Below are 21,516 nucleotides of genomic sequence, written 5' to 3'. Positions count from 1 at the left end.
CAAGTTCAATATATGACTTTGTACATAAAACATGACTACAAGAAAAAGATTATGAAATCCTTCTTTCAAAAGAAATATATGTGCTAGCAATCTTGAAAAATAATGCTATTATGAAACAGAACAAATAACATTTTTAACAGATTGGATGACTGGCAATGGAATTGGTAAACTCAATTTTTCAAATACTCCTTACAAGCGTAATCCAATTATTTTCTTTAATTGGCGTTATCATTGTAATTGGATTTCTATTAGGCTATTTAGAATCTCTCACACGCATGTATTGGTCGAGAGCTTTCGGAAGAAAAGGATTCCTTTTAACGGCGTGGATCGGTGTTCCTATTCATGAACTTGGACATGCCATTATGTGTGTACTATTTCGTCATAAAATTGTAGCAACGCAGTTTTTCCCAACAGATACAAGTCAAGGTGCTTTAGGCTACGTACAGCATCAATACAATCAAAAAAGTGTATATCAACGAATTGGGAACTTCTTCATTGGAATCGGTCCTATTATTTCTGGTATTACTGCACTAATCCTTTTAATGCGCTATTTCGTACCAAATTCATATTTCTTATTTAGTACCACTCTCGAAAAAACAATCGCTTCTACTTCTATTAATATAGAAATGGTTCAAAACATGCTCTTGTCGACGTTCGTATTATTGAAAAGCTTATTTACAATAAGTAATTTATTGAATCCTTCCTTTTGGCTATTTTTATTTATCGCCATTTGTATTTCTGCACATATCGCTTTAAGTAAACCAGATATTAAAGGATCAATAGACGGTGTCATCGTCATGTTTATCGTATTATTTTTATTCAACATAATCGCAGGACTATTTCAGTACGACAGTAACCAGCTAATCGGCAAAGTGATAAAGTATAATATGTACCTCATCGCATTTTCTAGTGTGGCACTACTGTTCTCTTGTCTTTCTACACTTGTTAGTTTTGGGTTTTATAAAATAAGAGGAGGGCGTTCTTTTTGAACGCCCTCCTCTCATCACTTATTGTTCTTATAATCACAATGCTCAACCGGAACACGAGCGTGCCCATCTTCATCTGTACACCATGACTGCGACTGGAAGGCAAGAAAAATACCGATCCATGATTCTTCCTTTTCGAAGTGAATGAGTATACCTCCGTCTTGCCATATACCATTATCACCTTTCCATTTCTCTACATTCCCTTGGTTCATATGAATATCGTGTATACCGTTTCCTGGTTCGAAATGGAAGTAAGAATCCGGTGTATTTTCTTCTGGCCCCCATCTTTCACCAAATGCGTAAATAATCGCTTTTTCTTCTATCGCTCGTTTTATATAACGTTCTATTTTTTCATTTAAATCATTATCAACACCTGCTTTTTCAGCAGGTAAAGGAATCATTTGTTTCGATTCAAATACATTACCTCTTACGTAGTCTAAAGCTACTTTCGGTTCATTGTTTTTTATTTCTGTAAAACCGAATGGTAATGTCGGTAAAATATTAATTGCTTCTGACCGAATATTGTCGCTCGCAAAATATAAAACTTCTGACGGATAACTTTGCGATTTGACGTTAATTGCAATACGATAATCTACTTCTGCTTCACCTTGTAAATGAACTTGATAATGAGGTGTTTTCCCTTTTCCAATCTTTGATTGTATAACTGTACCTTTTAACACGCCGTAGTTTTTTAGGGGCATACATTTCATCTCCTATTCATTTAGTAGAAGCTTTTCATATTTAAAACATTATCCAATCATAAAGAAAATCCTCCTATGTTAGGAGGATTTTTAATTTCTCAACATATACCAAACAATAACCTCTACCACTACTAGCAAAATTGCACCAAAGATCATTAACGTCGTCTTCTTTAACAATTCATTTTCACGATAAGGAATGTTACATAAATACGCCCCTAGTGTAATCCGTGACGGGCAAGCGATTGTCGCTACTGACGATGCGGTGTTTTGCAGTGTTGTGACGTATTGCCACGGAAGCGCTACGTTTTGCGCAGTTTGCATTTGTAGTTTTATAAACATCGCATTTGATCCGGCGTTACTACCTGTTAAAAAGCCACCGATTCCGCCGATAAACGGGGCAACGAAAACGAAAAACGTTCCAAATGTTTCACCAGCTGTTTTTGCCAGTAATGAATGCATGCCAGATGCACCCATTAGTTCTGAAATGGCGATAAACATCGTCGTTGTAATCGCAAAAGGAATCCATTGTTTTATCGTTTGCGAGAGTGATTGTTTAATAATATGAGATGGAATACGGAAGAAGATAATAGTAAATAAGCATGTCATACCGAGCCAAAATCCTGGTGAATATAGTAGCTCTAGCTTGTAAGAGTATGATTTCAAATCAAGAACGGCATATGATCTGAATACATCATGTAATGCTGGTACGAGGCGAGAAAGCAAAATACAAACAGTTAAGAATATATAAGGGCTAATAATTTTTATAATAGATACTTCTCTCTCCGTTGCTGCAGCATGTTCTGTTATTAAATTTTGCTCACTTTTTCCTTTTAATTTATTGATAAGAAAGCCAAATGTAATTGTAACGATAGAACTTAATATACCTGCTAGTTCAACACTTACGTATGCGTTAGAAAGATAGATTCCGAGAGAAAATAATAGAAAGAAACCGAATCCTTCTTTCCACTTTTCAATTACGGCCCGCCAGCCACCAACAACGTGTAAAGAAAGAATGACGAAATAAGCAAACATCGGAATACTTAGTAGTGCCGTATTTGCACCAAGTGTTGTAAGCGGCATATTTATTAGCTGCGAACCGATAATCGTACCAGTTGCCATTGCGCCCCACGAACTAGCTAGTAAGCCGATAAATGAAAGCAGTACAGCCTGAAACGGTTTATAGCCCAATGATAGAAAGATAGGTGCTGCAACCATGAAGCCAATTCCGAACCCACTTACTGATTCGATTAGCGGACAAATACCAAAACACATAAGGAGCATTTGTAATAAACGATCGTGCGTCACTTCTTCTAAAAAACGCGCTACTTGATCGATGTACCCCATTTTGTTCATGAGGTGAAATAAAAAAATACCGAAAAACAAAACGTACCCAACAATAAAACAAATTAACCAACCTTTAATCGTTGCGTGCACAGTTTCACTTATCCCTAGTTGAAACGTTGGCGAGAGTAAAACGATTCCAACAGACACAACGTAAGCAATTAAAGAGGATCTTAATGACGTTTGTTTAAATAAAAATAAACAAATGAAAATCATCATAATTGGGATAAGTGCCAACAATATGGCCATGTTATCATCTCTTTTCATTAAAAATACAATTTTTAACTATTATATAACAGATGTCATAATTTTCAATTGTTTTTACAACAGGTTCAAAAAAGGAGCCAAATGGCTCCTTTCACTCCCATTTTCTTTTATCCTGAAAAACGCTCTGCTGTCCGACTATTTTATCTAACAAAACAAACACAATATAAGCACATATTACTTGCAATACAACATTTCCAAATTTCATTAATTCAAATGAATGGATCCATCGAAATAATTCGTTTAATAATACAATCGAAACGATACTAAATAGTTCTATACTAATCGAAAATATACATATTTCTAAAATAGATTGCTCTTGAATGCGATTTAAGTTGGAAAAGATAAATACATATCCTATAAATAGAGCCATCAATTCTATTTTCGTCATGCTAATGAGCCAAGCGTATAGTGGTACAGTTAAAAGAAGATATAGTAGTTTTCGTCTTAGCATGCTTTCTCACCCTCTAAGTTATATGTATTTTCTGTATATTTTAACATTTATTACGTAAAACAAAAAGAAGAGACTTATGCCTCTTCTTTTTGTTTTGTTGCCTGTATTAATTCACATATTTCTTCTCGCTTTTCATTTTCTAACAGCTCAATGACTTTACTTCCAACGACTACTCCATCACATATTGTAATCATTTCTTCTACATGTTCCTTCGTTGAAATACCGAACCCTGCCACTACCGGTAAATGCGTATGTGATTTTACTTTTTCTAAGTAACTATGAATCTCACCTTTAAAGTTTTGACGTACTCCTGTTACGCCTGCTACTGTAACGGCATAGACGAATCCTTCTGATTCACTCGTAATTTTTTCGATTCGCTCAATTGGGCTCGTTACGGTAACGAGTGGAATTAGCGCAATGTTTGCCTCTCGAAGTAACGGAGCAATAATATTTTGCTCTTCATACGGTAAGTCTGGAACGATGATGCCGTCTACACCTGCTTCTATACAGTTTTCGATGAATCGTTCTTTTCCGAATGCGAGTACTGGATTTAAATATGTCATGAGTACAAACGGAATTTGCACTTCTTTCCTTACCTCTATCAATGCTTGAAAAATACCTTTTACTGTTACACCGCTATCTAGTGCTCGTTTCCCTGCTCTTTGAATCGTTGGACCGTCTGCGACTGGATCTGAAAACGGGATGCCAATTTCAACGATGCTCGCTCCTGCTTCATCTAGAAAACAAATTCTTTCTTTTAATTTTTCAAGGCCACCATCTCCGCCCATTACGTACGGAATAAATGCTTTCTTACCATTTTCAAACGCTGCTTTAATTTTTTCTACTCCCATTTTTTACACCTCTTCCATATAACGTTTTATACTCTCTACATCTTTATCCCCGCGACCAGATAAACAAATGACAAGTCCTTCGTCTTTCTTCATTTGCGGCGCTAATTTTAATGCATATGCGACAGCATGTGAGCTTTCTAACGCCGGAATAATCCCTTCTTTTTTCGTTAATAATTGAAATGCTTCTAACGCTTCTTCGTCTGTTATTGAATAATACGAAACGCGTCCAATATCTTTTAGCAAGCTATGTTCTGGCCCAACACCTGGATAATCGAGTCCCGCTGAAATAGAATGCGCTTCTTGAATTTGTCCTTCTTCATTTTGCAGAAGGTACATCATTGATCCGTGTAAAACACCAACGCTTCCTTTCGTTAAAGTAGCTGCGTGCTTTTCTGTATGAACACCTTTCCCAGCTGCTTCTACGCCGTAAAGAGCGACTTCTTCATCGTGTAAGAACGGATAAAACATGCCCATCGCATTACTACCACCACCAATACATGCAACGACTGCCTCTGGTAATTTCCCTTCTAACGCTTCATATTGTTTTTTCGTTTCTTTCCCAATTACACTTTGGAAATCACGAACAATTTGCGGGAATGGATGTGGTCCAAGAACGGATCCCATAATGTAGTGTGTATCGTGTACATGTGAAACCCAGTAGCGAAGCGCCTCGTTTACCGCATCTTTTAATGTACCGCTACCTGCCGCTACGCTTTCTACTTTCGCTCCGAGTAATTCCATTCGGAACACATTTAATTTTTGACGTCTCACATCTTCTTCTCCCATAAAGATGACGCATTCTAATCCGAGTAGGGCACATACAGTAGCTGTTGCAACTCCGTGTTGTCCTGCTCCTGTTTCAGCGACAACTTTTTTCTTGCCCATTCGTACTGCAAGTAGTGCCTGACCGATTGTATTGTTAATTTTATGAGCTCCTGTATGGTTCAAATCTTCACGTTTTAAATAAATCTTTGCACCGCCGCAATACTTCGTCATATTTTCAGCGAAATAAAGCGGTGTTTCTCTTCCAACGTACGTTTTTAAATAATGATTTAATTCCTTTTGAAACGCTTCATCTTGCATCGCTTCTTTATACGCTTCTTCTAGTTCTAATACAGATTGCATTAACGTTTCTGGAACGTATCGTCCTCCATATATACCGTAGTGACCTTTTTCATCTGGATATGCGTAGTTCATTTGGAACACTCCTTCGCTTTTATAATAAATTGTTTTATTTTCTTTAGATCTTTCTTTCCTTCTGTCTCTACTCCGCTACTTACATCGACCATGTATGGCTGAATAGTTCGAATCGCTTCTTCTATATTAAGTGCATTTAATCCACCAGCTAATATCGTTTTCTCTCGCAACTCTTTTGGCATATGCACAAGTAGTTCCCATGAAAATTCCTTTCCATTTCCTCCGTGAAACTTTTCTTTCGGGCTATCAAACAATATATAATCCGTTTCATATGTTTGAGCATCTTTCATATCGTCCTCCGAAGTCACTCCGAGAGCTTTTATAGACGGAATATTCAATCTTCTGATTTGGTGATTATCTTCATCCCCATGTAGTTGCACATGCGTTAACCCGCATTCATCTGCAATTTTCTGTATTTCTTCTACTGATTCATTTACGAAAACACCGACCTTTAACACGTTTGCTGGAATCTCCTCAATGATTTCTTTCGCTAGCCCTGGAGTGATTTTCCGCTTACTTTCTGCAAAAACAAATCCGAGTGCATCTGCTCCGTATTCACAAGCACGCTTTGCTGTTTCAACATCAGTGATGCCGCAAATTTTCACTTTCATATGTTCACCTTACAGTCTTCGAAAAAGGTACTTATAGAAGATGATGTCATAATTGCTTCTCCAACTAATACACCTTTTGCTCCCGCTTTTTTAACACGGATAATATCTTCCTTTGAATGGATCCCGCTTTCACTAATCCAAAGTAATTTCTCCTCGTTTAATCGTTTTCCAAGCTTTTCTGTTTGGCTTAAATCAACTTCGAATGTTTTTAAATTACGGTTGTTAATACCGATAACGTGCGGATTTAATTGGATTGCAATTTCTAATTCCTGTTCATCATGAACTTCAACAATCGCTTCTAATCCTTTTTCTAGTACGTAGCTGTACAGCTCTTTTAATTTTTCTTTCGTTAACGCCGCTACGATTAGTAAAATAATATCTGCACCAGCTTCATACGCTCTATCAATTTGAATCTTATCGATTATGAAATCTTTACATAAAAGCGGAATGTTACTTTCTCTTCTTGCCGTTTGTAAATCATGAAACGATCCTTTAAAAAATTGACCGTCTGTTAAAACAGAAACTGCTCCTGCGCCGCATTCTTCATATGTTTTCACTTGTTTTCGTACATCAACGTGTAAATTAATATCTCCTTTTGATGGTGATGCTCGCTTTACTTCTGCAATGACAGTAAACTGCTGTAACGCTTCTACAAGTGAATGTGTCTTTCTAATTTCTTTTAATGGTGTATACGTTTCATATAATGCCGCAACTTCCTTTTTCTTTTGGTCTACAATTTTGTCTAAAATCGTCCCCACTTTAATTCACCCTTTCTAATTTTTCATTGCTTGCTGCAATTAATAAGTTTAGTTTGGCTAATGCTTTTCCAGAGTCAATGCTATGTGCCGCTAGTGTAATTCCTTCTTCGATCGTTTCTGCTTTTCCATTTGCGAAAAGGGCTAGACCTGCATTGAATAAAACTGTATCGCGGTAAACACTCTTTTCTCCTCTTAATACGCCGAGCGTAATCTTTGCATTTTCTTTCGAATTCCCGCCTCTAATCTCTTCATTGTTCACTATTGAGAAACCGTATTTCTCGGGTTCAATACTCGTTTCTACTATTTCATTATCTTTTAAAATGACAACATGATTTTCTCCTTGCAATGATGCTTCATCTAAAAATCCACTTCCGTTTACAACAAGCGCCTGCTTCCTTCCTAGTTTCTGTAATACTTGCGCAACTGGTAGTAACATATCTCGTTTATAAATGCCGACAAATTGTGTTTCTAAATTCACCGGATTTGTTAAAGGGCCAATTAAATTAAAGATCGTCGGTACATTTAATTCTTTTCTTATTTTCATAATGCGCCTTAATGCTGGATGCATAGCTGGTGCGAATAAAAATGCAATGCCGACATGCTCTAATAAATAATCAATTTCGTTTGGCGTACTGCTAATATTTACACCGAGTTCTTCTAATAAATCGGCACTTCCTGTTTTACTAGATACAGCACGGTTACCATGTTTTGCAACCTTTACGCCAGCTCCTGCCAGTACAAATGCCGATGTTGTACTAATATTAAACGTTTGTGCACCGTCACCACCCGTTCCGCAATTGTCCATTGCTCCTTGTATATGGTTCGAAAACGGTAATGCCTTTTCGCGAAGAGCTCGAACAAGGCCGTATATTTCTTCTGCTGTTTCACCTTTCGCTTTCAGTAATACTAAGAAGGCTGCAATTTCACTTTCCAATATGTTTTCATTTAATAAAAGAAGCCCTGCTCTATACATTTCCTCTTCTGTTAAATGTTGTCCCTCCACTAATTTACGAAGATAGTTATTCATACTCTTTCCTCCTCCTTCACTTCTGTTAAAAAGGCACGTATTAACTTTCCGCCTTCTTCTGTCGCGATTGATTCTGGATGAAACTGTAATCCGAATAGCGGATAATAATTGTGACGAACTGCCATAATTTCTCCGTCGTCCATCGCTGTCGCTAGTATGTCAAAACACTCTGGCAAACTCGTTTGTGCTGCAACAAGGGAATGGTAGCGCATCGCTGTTAGCGGCTGGGTCACGTATGAAAAGATTGACGTTCCATTATGTTTCACACGAGATGTTTTTCCATGTTTAATGCGCTCCGCTCTAACAATTTCTCCTCCAAATGCTGATATAATCGCCTGATGTCCGAGGCAAATACCTAGTATGGGAACGTTCTTATAAAAATGACGAATCACTTCGATACAAATGCCAGCATCCTCTGGTTTTCCTGGTCCTGGTGAAAGCACAATTCCTGTTGGATTCATCCCTTCTAGCTGTTCTATCGTTATTTGATTATTTCTTACGACTACAATATCTTCTTCGTATTCACCTAACAGCTGATACAAGTTATATGTGAATGAATCATAATTATCAATTAGTACAATCATTTCATTACCTCCAATAGCGCTCTCGCCTTATTTAACGTTTCTTCATATTCAGCTACTGGGTCTGAATCATAAACAATTCCCGCTCCTGCCTGAACGTATGCTTTTTCATCCTTTACGACCATCGTTCGAATGGCAAGTGCCATATCAAGATTTCCAGAAAAACTAACATACCCAACTGCACCGGCGTATACATTTCTTTTTTCATTCTCTAGCTCATTTATAATTTCCATCGCTCTAATTTTCGGAGCACCTGACACTGTTCCTGCTGGTAGGCAATACGCTAATGCATCAAATCCACTCATTTGTTTTCGCAATATTCCGTAAACTTCAGATACAATGTGCATAACGTGAGAGTATTTTTCTACTTTCATATATTTATCTATCGTCACGGATCCAATTTCGCTCACTCTGCCAATATCATTTCGCCCAAGATCTACAAGCATCATGTGCTCCGCTCGTTCTTTCTCATCTTCTAACAGTTCTTTTTCGATTTCCGCATCTTCCTGCTTTGTTTTCCCTCTCGGCCTCGTACCCGCAATTGGATTCGTCATCACCTTATCTTCTCTAACTGATAACAAGCTTTCCGGCGAAGAACCGAGTACAATATAATCTTGAAAATCGATATAAAACATATACGGTGACGGGTTTGCAATGCGAAGTTTTCGGTATAGCGCGAAAGGATCACCAATACATTCACTTTGCAAACGCTGTGACAGTACGACTTGGAATATGTCCCCGGCTCTTATATGTTCTTTCGCCGTTTCTACCATCTCACAAAACTCTTTTTCCGTTATAGAAGAAGTGAATGATAATGTTGACCTTATTTGAATTACTTCCACTGCTTCTCCCTGTAACACTTCCTCTTTGTATACTTGCAACCTTTCATATACTTCTTCATAAGAAGCTGAATCGTCTTCCCTGCATACATATACAAATGATATTTTTTGGCGTAAGTGGTCATACACGATAAACTCACGGTACAGTAAAAGGTGTACTTCTGGAATATTCAATGGATCGTGTAAATCCACGCCTATATTTTCATACTGCCGAATGACGTCATAGCCAATATAACCAACTGCTCCTCCGCAAAATGGGAATGGACTGTCTACTTGCGCTGACTTGATTACTTCTTCTAACACTTGTATTACGTTACCTTGCAGCTTTTCTGTTTGGCCATAAATCGTTCGTTCCACTTCCGTACCAACGCTTTTCACTTCACCATACGGGTTACATCCTAAATATGAATAGCGTCCTTTATCTTGATGAAGCTGGGAGCTTTCTAATAAAAACTTTTTCTTTCCCTTCATACGTCTATATAAAGAAATTGGCGTAATGCTATCTCCTTCTTCTTCAGCGATTACTACAAATGTTCTTCCCTTTTCTTTTTGCTTCATAAATTCCTCTTTTGTCATCATGCCTTTCACCTCAATCTGAAAAATAAAAAAGTCCTCTACATATCGAAAATATGTAGAGGACGATAAATTTACCGTGGTACCACCTCATGTTGGACGCAAAAGCATCCCGCTTTATTCAGGTACAAAATATATACCTTATCCTTGTAACGGCGGAACCCGGGTTGCCTACTGAAAATAATTGTTCAGCATACCTCTCGTAAGCCCATTCCGTATATGGCACCGCACCGGGCTCCCACCTATCCCCGGCTCTCTGTAACGTCTCCAATATACGTACTCTTCTTACTTCAACGATTTCATTTATTTAATTTTTTGTACACAAAAAGGGAGTACTCATCCTATAGAAAGGACGGGTACTCCCGTGGTGCCACCTTAATTCGTTACAAATGTAACGCACTTTACCGTATCAAAAACAATACGTGTCTCTTGTATCGATGAGATCATGTCGCCAAAGCCTACTTCTTTCGTTTCGGTTTGGAAGCTCCGAAGCCCATTCCACATCAATCCCATACTGATTCGCACCAACCATCAGCTCTCTGACATGTTCATCATGTGTACTCTTCTTCATCAACGCTTGCATTTTTTTAAGTTGCACTCATTATAGACCTAACTTTTTTCATAAGTCAATACTTTTAAAAGAATTTTATTTTTCTCTCCTTTCAATATTATATTGACAAAACAACCTCTTTTTATGTAAATATAATAAATACTCTATTAAAAATAAGGTTTTTTGCATGAATATTATATATTAAAAAAGTAAAATGATGTCAAAAAACGCTTACATTTCTGAAAATTCATATTTCTGTATGGATTTTTCAGAATAATCATGATAGATTATAAATATGCATAACGCATCAAAAGACATGACAAAAGGAAGGGGAACTACATGAGTACGCAGATGTTAACTTTAACTTCTATCTCTATTTACATGCTCGGGATGTTAGTAATTGGCTATTTCGCCTACAAACGAACATCCAACTTAACAGATTATATGCTTGGCGGGCGTACACTAGGCCCCGCAGTAACAGCATTAAGTGCTGGAGCAGCTGATATGAGTGGTTGGCTTTTAATGGGATTACCCGGTGCAATGTTTAGCGTTGGATTAAGTAGTAGTTGGATTGCGATCGGCCTAACATTAGGCGCATACGCAAACTGGATCTATGTCGCTCCTCGCTTACGTACCTACTCTGAAATTGCAAACAACTCTATTACTATCCCAGAATTTTTGGAACACCGTTTCCACGACAAATCCCATATGCTACGCCTAGTATCTGGACTTGTTATTATGATATTTTTCACGTTTTATGTAGCTTCAGGATTTGTCTCTGGCGCTGTATTATTTGAAAATTCATTTGGACTCAATTACCATGTTGGTCTTCTTATCGTTGGTGGAGTTGTCGTAGCTTACACATTATTTGGTGGTTTTTTAGCTGTAAGTTGGACAGACTTCGTGCAAGGAATCATTATGGTAGTCGCTCTTATTCTTGTTCCAGTCGTAACAATTATGCACGTAAATGGACTTGGTCCAGCATTTGAAACAATTAAATCTATCGATCCGGCATTATTAGATATTTTTAAAGGTACTTCTGTATTAGGAATTATTTCATTATTCGCATGGGGCCTTGGTTATGTTGGACAACCACATATTATCGTACGCTTTATGGCAATTTCTTCTGTAAAAGAAATTAAAAGCGCACGACGTATTGGTATGAGCTGGATGATTTTTTCTGTTGTCGGAGCTATGTTTACTGGCCTTATCGGTATTGCATACTATTCAAAAGCAGGTTTAAAACTTTCTGATCCAGAAACGATTTTCGTTGAACTTGGCACTATTTTATTCCATCCACTTATTACTGGATTTTTATTAGCAGCTATTTTAGCAGCGGTTATGAGTACAATTTCATCTCAGTTACTCGTTACTTCGAGTGCTATAACAGAAGATTTATATCGTACATTCTTTAAACGTTCTGCTTCTGATAAAGAACTTGTATTTGTCGGTCGTATGGCTGTTCTTGTTATCGCTTTAATTGGATGTGCATTAGCACTTAAACAAGATGATACGATTTTAGCTCTTGTTGGATACGCTTGGGCTGGATTTGGTTCTTCATTCGGACCTGCTATTTTATTAAGCTTATATTGGAAACGTATGACGAAGTGGGGCGCACTTGCTGGTATGATTTCTGGTGCCGCTACAGTAATTATTTGGACTCAATTCAAATTCTTAAAAGAATTCTTATATGAAATGATTCCTGGTTTCACTATTAGTTTACTAGTAATCGTAATTGTTAGTTTACTAACACAACCTTCAAAAGAAGTTGAAGAGCAATTTGAGGATTTCGAAAAACAACATAGTCATAATCTATAAAAAGAAAGCTCTGCTGTTATGATAACAGCAGAGCTTTTTTACAGTTCGACAATCTTCTTCTCAAATTTAACAAATTCTTTATGTTTCGTTAAATTTAACATAACACTACTCCTTTATAGTATGAATATCAGCACTTATACAGAAAGGGGACTTCAACATGTTAGCAGCTTTTCAGCGACAACACACACGAAAATTTTCACCTATCACAAATACTTCTACCTCTTGTTTGAACATACAACCTAATCCACCTAAAATTTCAATTGCTCCTTCTGTTATTTCAGTCATCGGTGTTCATATGGAAAAAAATAAGTTAAAGGTAAGAACTGGACAAAGCACTGAGCTATCAGCTTCCATTTTACCAATGCAAGCGACGAATAAAGAACTTATTTGGACAAATATGAATGCTGATGTTATCACAATGTATCCAAAAGGTGATACGGTAACGATTACTGGAAAAAGTGCAGGAAGAGCAGTCGTAATTGTCACAACTACTGAAGGAAAGTTCCGTGACCTATGTATGATTCATGTACAACCTTATATGACAAATCCAAAGTAAAAGAGTGGCTTCCTAGCCACTCTTTTACTTCATTTCAATGTTTGAATTTTTACTTGTAACAAGATTGATGAATTGGTCTTTATCTTTAGGAGAAATAACTTCTGTTTTATGTGCACCGTAAACAATTTCAAGTCGATCCAATGACAATGCATGAGCAGCTATTGGATTTTTCGTATTTGAAATTTGTTTTATATCTCGTATAAATATGCGTTTTTTAACGAGACCTGATCTAATTGTAATTGTTTCTTCTCCGACGATGTATTTTGTCGAAAACCAACTCCACATAAATAATATTGCTAACGGAATTGTAAAAAATAAAAGAAAATACTCTTTTCCTGCAAATAGAGGAGCAAAACACGCTCCAATGACAACGAAAAAAATCGGATATAACCATATATCTTTTTTTGATGGAAATTCCATTAAACTTCCCCTCTCTTGATTTAAGTCAATGAATCTCCTCCTCTTCCCTATTACAATGAAAACAACATTAGAATAGGAGGACGTATTATGACTGAACGAAAGTATGCTTTATTTGCTGGCTTTTCTCTTCTTGTTATGGCATTCATTGCATTTTTTTCTTACGGTTTTGTTCATGGAAATCTCGTTGTACAAGAAGATGCGAGCGCGACATTCCATAATATCCAAACTTCAAATTCACTTTTCAAAGCGGAAATCTTCGGTTGGATTATCATTTTCATTACTGATATTGTCGCCGCGTGGGCTCTTTATTTCTTTCTAAAACCAATTCATACTAGCCTCTCATTACTAGCTGCCTTGCTTCGTCTTATGTATACAGCGATACTTGGAATCGCCATATTCAATCTAATATTGGCATTGCTACTTTCAAAAAGTACGATTGCGAATCCAGAAACATATGTGATGTTGTCTCTCAGTGTATTCGAATACATTTGGTCTGTAGGATTAATCATTTTCGGCTTACATCTTTTCTTTTTAGGTTATGTAGCTTTTCTAGCTAAACATATACCGAAATGTATTAGTATACTACTATTCTTCGCGTCTATCGGTTATATCGTAATTCACGTCATGAATACGATGTTTTCACAATACGATACGATGATTTCAATCATACAAACACTGTTCCAACTGCCAATGATTGCAGGTGAACTCGGATTTAGTATATGGCTATTGATTAGAGGTGGAAAAAACGCTACTGTTTGAGTCTTTTCTTAATTCTACTTAATGATTCTGGCGTAATACCTAGATAACTTGCCAATTGATATTGAGGAACACGATTGATTAAATGAGGTCGTTTTTGTAATAATGATTTGTAGCGCTCTTCTGGTGTCGATGCAATAAATAATGAAAGTTCTTCTTGTATCTCACCGAAATTGTATTCAATCATTTGGCGTGTCATTTTTTCTAATTGTGAATATTTCTTATACACGTCCTTTTCACTATGCAGGTCGCCAATTACAACTAGACAGTCTTCTAGGCACGTTAACGTATGCGGGGATGATTTATCTTGTTTATGATGATTAAAATTTGTGATTGCTTGTTCTTCTGTATAAAAATTTGATGTAACCTCTTTCCCTGTTTCATCTATACGATGTTGCCTAATGCATCCCTTTAATACAAAATAACATTTCGAAGGGACATCTCCTTGCCTTAGGAGCACTGTTCCTTTTTTATATTCTCCAATTTTTAATTCACTGAGAATCATGTGTTGCTCTTCTTCACTTAGTGTTGTAAGGTTTTGCATATACTTCTTTAATATTTCTTCCATTCCCTTCCTCCCCTATATTTCTGTAAAACAAAAAGAGAAGTATCACAACTTCTCTTTTCTTCTCTAACATTATATTTCCTGTGTATACGCCGGCTCGTTTACTACATTTTTTGCTGTTCGTTTTTGTTGCTGTAGTAAGAAAACAGATACACCAAACAATACGAGCATGCTACCGATAATTTGCATTACATTTAGTCTTTCACCGAGTAAGAAGAACGCTAGTATAGATGCTCCAACGGGTTCTCCTAAAATACTCATTGAAATTGTTGTTGCATTTACGTAGTTTAATAACCAATTATTAATGACATGTGACACTGTCGGCACAACTGCAAGTAAAAGAAAAACGGTCCAGTCCCACTTCGTATAACCTGTAAAAGGCACTTGCAATACTATATTATAAATCCCCATAAAAATACCTGCGAATGCAAAAACTGTAAAGCTATAAATCCAGTGTGATACTTTCTTTACTGTTGTTTGCCCGATAAATAAATAACCGACAACCGCTATGACACTTAAAAAGGATAATATATCTCCATAAATTGCTTGTTCACTTAGCCCTAAATCTCCCCACCCAATACACATGACGCCTAGTATTGCAATTCCCATTGTTGCAATGGCTGAGTATGTTGTTCTTTCTTTAAATAAGAAAAAACCTCCAACTAAAGATACAATTGGTTGAAGCGCTAAAATAATCGTCGAACTAGCAACTGTCGTATGCTTTAAAGATTCAAACCATAAAAGAAAATGCAGCGCTAAAAAGAAACCAGATCCAATTAAAAATCCCCAATCTTTTATTTGAATCTTACTAAACTCTTCCCGTTTTTTCCAAACGATAGGCAGCATAATAAGTACGATAATCCATAATCGATACATACTTAATATGGAAGATGGTGCTGAGGACATCTTTACAAAAACTGCTGCGAATGAAATGGCTATAATGGAAATTGCTAATGGTATTGCGATTGATCTTTCTTGTTTCAAATTCCGTCTCCCCTCTCACCTGTCAAAAATCCCACTTCATTATATCCGTTTTCTTTCACAACTTAAATACTAATTTTTTAGATTCTTCGTACCATTATGGTAAAATAGAAACGAAAGCACCTATTAGTGAATATTTCTTTCTTTTTCACTACAAGCGTCGCTCTTACAATCATTACAGTAAATTTTTATTTAGGGGGATCTACATGAATCAAACAATAGGGAGAATTGAAGAAATTTCATTTTATAGCGCATCACTTCAAGAAGATGTTACACTTCTTGTTTACTTACCGGTAAATTACACACCACTGCACAAACATACAGTTGTAATTGCACAAGATGGTAGAGATTATTTTCAGCTTGGTAAAGCGCACCGTGTAATTGAGCGCCTTCGTGAAACTGAAGAAATTGACCGTACAATTATTGTCGGTATTCCATATAAAAATGTACACGATCGTAAAGAAAAATATTTTCCAAACGAAGTGAAAAACGCTGCGTATATTCGTTTCCTTGCTCATGAACTTGCACCATATATCGATGAAAATTATCCAACTTACCAAATGGGAAAAGGTCGTGTGTTAATTGGTGATTCTCTTGGCGGGACAGTTTCCTTCATGACTGCACTTATGTATCCGCATACATTCGGTAAAGTCATTATGCAATCACCATTTGTGGATGAAACAGTGATGAGCTTAGCAAAAGACTTCAAAAATCCGGAGGCGCTAGACCTTTATCACGTCATTGGGACAGAAGAAACAGCCGTAAAACGCACTGATGGACAAGTTTCTGATTTCGTACAACCGAACCGTGAGCTCAATACGCTTCTGACAGATAGAAATTTCATCACGCATTACGAGGAGTTTGAAGGTAACCACACGTGGAAATATTGGCAAACTGATTTACCGAAAGCTTTCTCTCATATTCTATCAATGAAATAATAGAGAGCAGTATTCAGAATAATTTGATATAATAGATTAAGAGATTTATTTTCTCAAAATCTAACTAGACTTACAAAGGGAGGAATTGGAACATGAAATTAGGCATTGTAATTTTTCCATCTAAAATGATTCAAGATAAAGCGAACGGATTGCGTAAACGTTATGATCCGCACTACGCATTAGTTCCGCCACATATTACATTGAAAACACCCTTTGAGACGCAAGATGAACAATTAGAATCGATTGTAAAAGAGTTACATACAATCGCAAGTAAAACGAACCCTTTCACCCTTCATGTCGGAAAAGTTGGTTCATTCGCACCTGTTAATAATGTTCTTTATTTTAAAGTAGAAAAAACACCTGAACTTACTTTCTTAAATGAGGAAATGCATAGCGAATTCTTTATACAAGAACGCGAGTACGCTTTCGTACCTCATTTAACAATCGGACAAGGCTTATCAGATGCAGAGCATGCTGATGTATTAGGTCGATTACGTATGAAAGATTTCTATTATGAACAACCAATTGATCGCTTCCATCTTCTATATCAATTAGAAAACGGAACGTGGACTGTATACGAAACATTCCACCTTGGAAAGGGGAACAACTAATTTGCACGCACAGATCGTACAAACGGACGAACAACTAAGAGATGCATTCTCTGTACGTAAGCAAGTATTTGTGAATGAGCAACAAGTTTCTGCTGACGAAGAGTATGATGAGTTTGAAGAAACTTCAACACACGTTGTTATATATGATAATGATGTTCCAGTTGGTGCTGGTCGTTTTCGCATACTGGATGGAATAGGAAAAATGGAACGTATTTGCGTACTAGCTTCCCATCGTAAAAAAGGCATTGGAAAAATTGTTATGGATGCACTTGAAGCATATGCGAATGAAAACTCGCTATCAAAATTAAAGCTGCATGCCCAAACACATGCTGAAGATTTCTATAAGAAACTTGGATATGTAACGCATTCTGATGTATTCATGGAAGCAAATATTCCTCACATCGTTATGATAAAAGAATTGTAATTTGAAAACAGGAGGTATCCCCTCCTGTTTTTTACATTGCTATTTTCTTTTTCTTCCGCTAAAGTTAAATGTTGATGCTATAGTTTTGAAGGTGAATATATGACACAAGAAAAATTTTCACAAAAATCATTAACGCACGCTGATATTCCGCGTGCAACATACCATATTCCAAAAACATCTACCCATTTAATTATGGAAGAAGATGCTGATGCAGCGTATTTCCGCGCTCTCGAGCAACAAAATGTATTTTTAAATGAGAAACAATTAGAGGCCGTGCGAACGACAGAAGGTCCTGTCCTTACATTAGCTGGTGCCGGAAGCGGGAAAACCTCTGTTTTAACAACCCGCGTAGGTTATTTAGTAAATGTAAAACAAGTTCATCCACGCAATATTTTACTGCTTACATTTACACAAAAAGCAGCTGAAGAAATCCGAAACCGTGTAGCAAATTTACCTGGTATGAATCGTGCTGCAAGTAGCTACGTTGTTGCTGGTACGTTCCACTCCGTCTTTTTAAAATTGCTTCGTAGTCAAGGATATAATCAGCAAATTTTAGCAAACGAAAAACATAAACAAATTATGATAAAGAAAATCTTAAAAGAGTTACGCTTAAAAGACGATTATGATGCTGAAACGATGCTCGCTATGATTTCACTTGAGAAAAACAAATTGAATCGTCCGAAAGATGTAAAAGCAAAAACACCCGTTGAACAAGAATTTAAAGAAGTATACGAACGTTTTGAAGAAGTGAAACAACGATATAATTATATTGATTTCGATGACATCTTATTAGAAACATATTATATGTTAGAAAATAACACTCCTTTGCTTACCCAATTACAACAACGTTTCCACTATATTGAAGTAGATGAGTTCCAAGATACATCGTATGCACAATATGAAATTGTAAAATTGTTAGCCACGCCAAGAAATAATTTATTTATCGCAGGTGATGACGATCAGGCGATATATGGCTGGCGAGGAGCAAGTCACCAAATTATTTTATCTTTTCCAAAAGAATTTGATAACACTACGATTATCGCACTTAATACGAATTATCGATCCAATCCTTTTATCGTCGGACTTGGAAATGAAGTTATCAAACTAAATCAGGAGCGTTTTGATAAAGAGCTATATTCTGTGCGCGAAGAAGGTGTACAACCTTTTTACGCAAGACCTGCTACGACTCTTGATGAAGCAAATCAAATTTTGCAGCTCATTCAAGAAAAAGTAGATAGCGGCGAACGCAACTATAAAGATTTTTGTTTACTGTATCGCACACATTCTGTAAGCCGTTCGTTACTCGATCAGCTTACAATTCACAAAATCCCGTTTATTAAGCACGGGGCGAGTCAATCATTTTATGAACATTCTTTAATTAAGCCTGTATTAGATCATTTAAGACTGGTGATTGAACCGTTTCGACTAGAATCACTTTCAAATATATTGCCAACGATGTATATCGGGCGTGATGATTGTATTTCATTTATTGAACGTGAACAATGGAAATATGGTGAGGGGCGGTTCCCTTCTCTTCTTCATTTCTTATTATTAAATCCGAGCTTAAAACCTTTTCAAGTGAAAAAGGTAAATGAGCGTATCGATTTTATTAAATTTATAAAAGAATTAGAACCGAAAAAGGCATTAAAAGAAATTATTCATGGTAAAGGAAAGTATTTAGAGTACTTAAAAAGTAACGATCGTTCTTCCTTCACGATGCATAAAGATATACAAGAAGAAATGTTAGAAGAATTAATGGAGTCAGCAACTCGTTTCACCGATATTCCAGCATACTTACAATTTATTGATGAAGCAATTCAAGGTCAAAAAGAAATGGAAGCATTAAAAACAATGCCGGAAAAAAATGCTGTCTCGCTTATGTCTATTCATAACGCAAAAGGCCTTGAATTTCCATGCGTTTTTTTACTTGGAGCGAGCGATGGTATTCTCCCCCATACTTCTTCTTTAAAAGATGCGAATGATCGTGTTACAGAGACTTCTGAAGCTTTAGAGGAAGAACGCCGACTACTTTATGTCGCAATTACACGTGCGAAAGAAGAACTTTACATTTCCTCTCCTCAATTTTTTAGAGGGAAAAAATTAGATATCTCTCGTTTTTTATATACTACGCGAAAAGATTTACCTGAAAAGACATCCACTAAATAAGGATGTCTTTTTTTCATATTGCATTATGTACATCCCTCCTATATAAATTCCATGTTCTTATCATAAGAATTAACGTAATATCAACCATATCCCATTCATATTGTAATAGTGTATGTCAGAACTCACGATAAGGAGTGAACATAATGAGCTGCAATTGTAACGAAGACCATCATCATCACGATTGTGATTTCAACTGTGTATCAAATGTCGTTCGTTTTATACATGAATTACAAGAATGTGCAACCACAACCTGTGGATCTGGTTGCGAAGTTCCATTTTTAGGAGCACATAATAGTGCATCAGTAGCGAATACACGTCCTTTTATTTTATACACTAAAGCTGGAGCACCTTTTGAAGCATTTGCACCAACTGCAAGCCTTTCTAGCTGCCGATCTCCAATTTTCCGTGTCGAGAGTATAGACGATGATGATTGCGCTGTATTGCGTGTATTAACTGTAGTATTAGGTGATACTTCTCCTGTACCACCTGATAATGATCCAATTTGTACGTTTTTAGCTGTACCAAATGCAAGATTAATATCGACCAACACTTGTCTTACTGTTGATTTAAGTTGCTTCTGCGCTATTCAATGCTTACGTGATGTTACGATTTAAAACTAAATAATGAGTTAAGCATGGATTGGGTGGCAGAATTTTCTGCCACCCAATCCATGCTTAAAAGGTATTATTATGTATTTTTTATAAAATTGGGAACTTGTCTAGAACATAGAACCTGTCCTTTTCATTAACTGAAAGTAGAAACAGATAAAGGAGTGAAAAACATGTTCTCTTCTGATTGCGAATTTACTAAAATCGATTGTGAGGCGAAACCAGCTAGTACACTACCTGCCTTCGGTTTTGCTTTCAACGCTTCTGCCCCTCAGTTCGCTTCATTATTCACACCATTACTATTACCTAGCGTAAGTCCAAACCCAAATATTACTGTTCCTGTAATAAATGATACAGTAAGTGTCGGAGATGGCATTCGAATTCTACGAGCTGGTATTTATCAAATCAGTTATACATTAACAATTAGTCTTGATAACGCACCTGTTGCACCAGAAGCTGGTCGTTTCTTCTTATCATTAGGTACGCCAGCTAACATTATTCCTGGATCAGGTACAGCAGTTCGTTCTAACGTTATTGGTACTGGTGAAGTAGACGTATCCAGTGGTGTTATTCTGATTAACTTAAACCCTGGCGATTTAATTCAAATTGTACCAGTTGAGTTAATTGGAACCGTAGACATCCGTGCGGCAGCATTAACAGTTGCACAAATTAGCTAGTAAAAAGCGGTATTTCTTCCTTAGAAATACCGCTTTTTATATTTATAATAAAAAACACTCACAGTAATATGAGTGTTTCATTCTTCATAATGTTTTATTGTGTTCTTCTTTTTCCCGCAATTACATCCCTTTTTCTTCACAAATCCTTGTTGTTGTAATTGTTCTTGGTATGCCTGTTGTTGTGCTTGGTGTTGTTGCTGTATATGATACCATTGCTGCAGGTCATATGAATTTTGCCTTGGACTATTACTCACAGCAAACAT

General features: G+C 36.7%; 24 protein-coding genes and 2 other annotated features. Of the genes, 10 read left to right on the top strand and 14 right to left on the bottom strand.

What is annotated here, in order from left to right; translation table 11 throughout:
- Positions 1-155: 155 nt before the first annotated feature.
- A complete protein-coding gene (locus MKX31_RS04500; RefSeq protein ID WP_088048338.1) occupies positions 156-989 on the top strand; it encodes a hypothetical protein in 834 nt (277 codons plus the stop codon).
- A 14-nt stretch (positions 990-1,003) separates the two neighbouring features.
- On the opposite strand, the gene MKX31_RS04495 is transcribed toward MKX31_RS04500, so the two are convergent.
- The 10 genes from MKX31_RS04495 to trpE form a co-directional block, all read right to left on the bottom strand.
- Positions 1,004-1,687 carry a DUF2278 family protein gene (locus tag MKX31_RS04495; protein ID WP_064476779.1) on the bottom strand — a complete coding sequence of 228 codons (684 nt, stop codon included), beginning with the start codon at positions 1,685-1,687 and terminating at the stop codon, positions 1,004-1,006.
- A 90-nt stretch (positions 1,688-1,777) separates the two neighbouring features.
- Entirely contained in the window at positions 1,778-3,277 is a 1,500-nt protein-coding gene (locus MKX31_RS04490; RefSeq protein WP_340980149.1) for an L-lactate permease, read from the bottom strand.
- A gap of 109 nt (positions 3,278-3,386) precedes the next feature.
- Positions 3,387-3,746: a DUF4029 domain-containing protein gene (locus MKX31_RS04485; RefSeq protein ID WP_088048336.1), complete on the bottom strand. Its 360-nt coding sequence runs from the start codon at positions 3,744-3,746 to the stop codon at positions 3,387-3,389.
- A 74-nt stretch (positions 3,747-3,820) separates the two neighbouring features.
- A complete protein-coding gene (gene trpA, locus MKX31_RS04480; RefSeq protein WP_048561487.1) occupies positions 3,821-4,597 on the bottom strand; it encodes a tryptophan synthase subunit alpha in 777 nt (258 codons plus the stop codon).
- 3 nt (positions 4,598-4,600) lie between these two features.
- On the bottom strand, positions 4,601-5,794 hold the full coding sequence (gene trpB / locus MKX31_RS04475) for a tryptophan synthase subunit beta (RefSeq protein ID WP_340980145.1): 1,194 nt from the start codon (positions 5,792-5,794) through the stop codon (positions 4,601-4,603).
- The gene (locus MKX31_RS04470) at positions 5,791-6,405 is read right to left on the bottom strand and encodes a phosphoribosylanthranilate isomerase (protein ID WP_340980143.1); all 615 of its coding nucleotides are present in this window, start codon (positions 6,403-6,405) and stop codon (positions 5,791-5,793) included. Before MKX31_RS04470 ends, trpB begins: the two co-directional genes overlap by 4 nt.
- Complete coding sequence (gene trpC / locus MKX31_RS04465) at positions 6,402-7,163, bottom strand: indole-3-glycerol phosphate synthase TrpC (protein WP_064476784.1); 762 nt, start codon at positions 7,161-7,163, stop codon at positions 6,402-6,404. Before trpC ends, MKX31_RS04470 begins: the two co-directional genes overlap by 4 nt.
- A 1-nt stretch (position 7,164) precedes the next feature.
- Positions 7,165-8,190, bottom strand: a complete 1,026-nt coding sequence (gene trpD, locus MKX31_RS04460; protein WP_064476785.1) for an anthranilate phosphoribosyltransferase — start codon at positions 8,188-8,190, stop codon at positions 7,165-7,167.
- Positions 8,187-8,774 carry an aminodeoxychorismate/anthranilate synthase component II gene (locus MKX31_RS04455; protein WP_064476786.1) on the bottom strand — a complete coding sequence of 196 codons (588 nt, stop codon included), beginning with the start codon at positions 8,772-8,774 and terminating at the stop codon, positions 8,187-8,189. The genes trpD and MKX31_RS04455 overlap by 4 nt, the downstream gene beginning before the upstream one ends.
- Positions 8,771-10,189, bottom strand: a complete 1,419-nt coding sequence (gene trpE / locus MKX31_RS04450) for an anthranilate synthase component I (protein WP_142387480.1) — start codon at positions 10,187-10,189, stop codon at positions 8,771-8,773. The genes MKX31_RS04455 and trpE overlap by 4 nt, the downstream gene beginning before the upstream one ends.
- Positions 10,190-10,241: 52 nt before the next feature.
- Positions 10,242-10,486: a binding site (T-box leader), on the bottom strand.
- 42 nt (positions 10,487-10,528) lie between these two features.
- Positions 10,529-10,766: a binding site (T-box leader), on the bottom strand.
- A gap of 306 nt (positions 10,767-11,072) precedes the next feature.
- Between trpE and putP the strand changes: the two genes are divergently transcribed.
- Both putP and MKX31_RS04440 read left to right on the top strand, forming a co-directional pair.
- On the top strand, positions 11,073-12,551 hold the full coding sequence (gene putP / locus MKX31_RS04445) for a sodium/proline symporter PutP (RefSeq protein WP_048561494.1): 1,479 nt from the start codon (positions 11,073-11,075) through the stop codon (positions 12,549-12,551).
- 157 nt (positions 12,552-12,708) lie between these two features.
- Positions 12,709-13,107 (top strand): Ig-like domain-containing protein, encoded by a 399-nt coding sequence (locus tag MKX31_RS04440; protein ID WP_064476788.1) that lies wholly within the window; start codon positions 12,709-12,711, stop codon positions 13,105-13,107.
- 24 nt (positions 13,108-13,131) lie between these two features.
- On the opposite strand, the gene MKX31_RS04435 is transcribed toward MKX31_RS04440, so the two are convergent.
- Positions 13,132-13,527: a PH domain-containing protein gene (locus MKX31_RS04435; RefSeq protein WP_064476789.1), complete on the bottom strand. Its 396-nt coding sequence runs from the start codon at positions 13,525-13,527 to the stop codon at positions 13,132-13,134.
- Between the two features lie 87 nt (positions 13,528-13,614).
- Between MKX31_RS04435 and MKX31_RS04430 the strand changes: the two genes are divergently transcribed.
- Positions 13,615-14,286: a DUF4386 domain-containing protein gene (locus tag MKX31_RS04430; RefSeq protein WP_064476790.1), complete on the top strand. Its 672-nt coding sequence runs from the start codon at positions 13,615-13,617 to the stop codon at positions 14,284-14,286.
- On the opposite strand, the gene MKX31_RS04425 is transcribed toward MKX31_RS04430, so the two are convergent.
- Both MKX31_RS04425 and MKX31_RS04420 read right to left on the bottom strand, forming a co-directional pair.
- Positions 14,276-14,851 (bottom strand): Crp/Fnr family transcriptional regulator, encoded by a 576-nt coding sequence (locus MKX31_RS04425; RefSeq protein ID WP_340980134.1) that lies wholly within the window; start codon positions 14,849-14,851, stop codon positions 14,276-14,278. The two genes, MKX31_RS04430 and MKX31_RS04425, sit on opposite strands and share 11 nt — an antisense overlap.
- A gap of 69 nt (positions 14,852-14,920) precedes the next feature.
- Complete coding sequence (locus MKX31_RS04420) at positions 14,921-15,832, bottom strand: DMT family transporter (RefSeq protein WP_340980132.1); 912 nt, start codon at positions 15,830-15,832, stop codon at positions 14,921-14,923.
- A 203-nt stretch (positions 15,833-16,035) separates the two neighbouring features.
- Here MKX31_RS04420 and MKX31_RS04415 point away from each other — a divergent pair, with 203 nt between their 5' ends.
- From MKX31_RS04415 to exsF, 6 genes are all read left to right on the top strand, one after another.
- Positions 16,036-16,767 carry an alpha/beta hydrolase gene (locus MKX31_RS04415; protein WP_064476793.1) on the top strand — a complete coding sequence of 244 codons (732 nt, stop codon included), beginning with the start codon at positions 16,036-16,038 and terminating at the stop codon, positions 16,765-16,767.
- A gap of 92 nt (positions 16,768-16,859) precedes the next feature.
- A complete protein-coding gene (locus MKX31_RS04410) occupies positions 16,860-17,378 on the top strand; it encodes a YjcG family protein (RefSeq protein WP_000765870.1) in 519 nt (172 codons plus the stop codon).
- A gap of 1 nt (position 17,379) precedes the next feature.
- Positions 17,380-17,802, top strand: a complete 423-nt coding sequence (locus MKX31_RS04405; protein ID WP_340980129.1) for a GNAT family N-acetyltransferase — start codon at positions 17,380-17,382, stop codon at positions 17,800-17,802.
- A 99-nt stretch (positions 17,803-17,901) separates the two neighbouring features.
- On the top strand, positions 17,902-19,968 hold the full coding sequence (locus MKX31_RS04400; RefSeq protein WP_064476794.1) for an ATP-dependent helicase: 2,067 nt from the start codon (positions 17,902-17,904) through the stop codon (positions 19,966-19,968).
- A gap of 143 nt (positions 19,969-20,111) precedes the next feature.
- Positions 20,112-20,582 (top strand): spore coat protein CotY, encoded by a 471-nt coding sequence (gene cotY, locus MKX31_RS04395; protein ID WP_064476795.1) that lies wholly within the window; start codon positions 20,112-20,114, stop codon positions 20,580-20,582.
- Positions 20,583-20,749: 167 nt separating this feature from the next.
- Positions 20,750-21,253 carry an exosporium protein ExsF gene (exsF, locus tag MKX31_RS04390; protein ID WP_000492933.1) on the top strand — a complete coding sequence of 168 codons (504 nt, stop codon included), beginning with the start codon at positions 20,750-20,752 and terminating at the stop codon, positions 21,251-21,253.
- 77 nt (positions 21,254-21,330) lie between these two features.
- On the opposite strand, the gene MKX31_RS04385 is transcribed toward exsF, so the two are convergent.
- Positions 21,331-21,516 carry a hypothetical protein gene (locus tag MKX31_RS04385; RefSeq protein ID WP_033657682.1) on the bottom strand — a complete coding sequence of 62 codons (186 nt, stop codon included), beginning with the start codon at positions 21,514-21,516 and terminating at the stop codon, positions 21,331-21,333.

The sequence above is a fragment of the Bacillus sp. FSL M8-0063 genome, assembly GCF_038005545.1.
Lineage (GTDB): Bacteria > Bacillota > Bacilli > Bacillales > Bacillaceae_G > Bacillus_A > Bacillus_A wiedmannii.
This window is presented reverse-complemented; position numbering and strand designations above follow the sequence as displayed.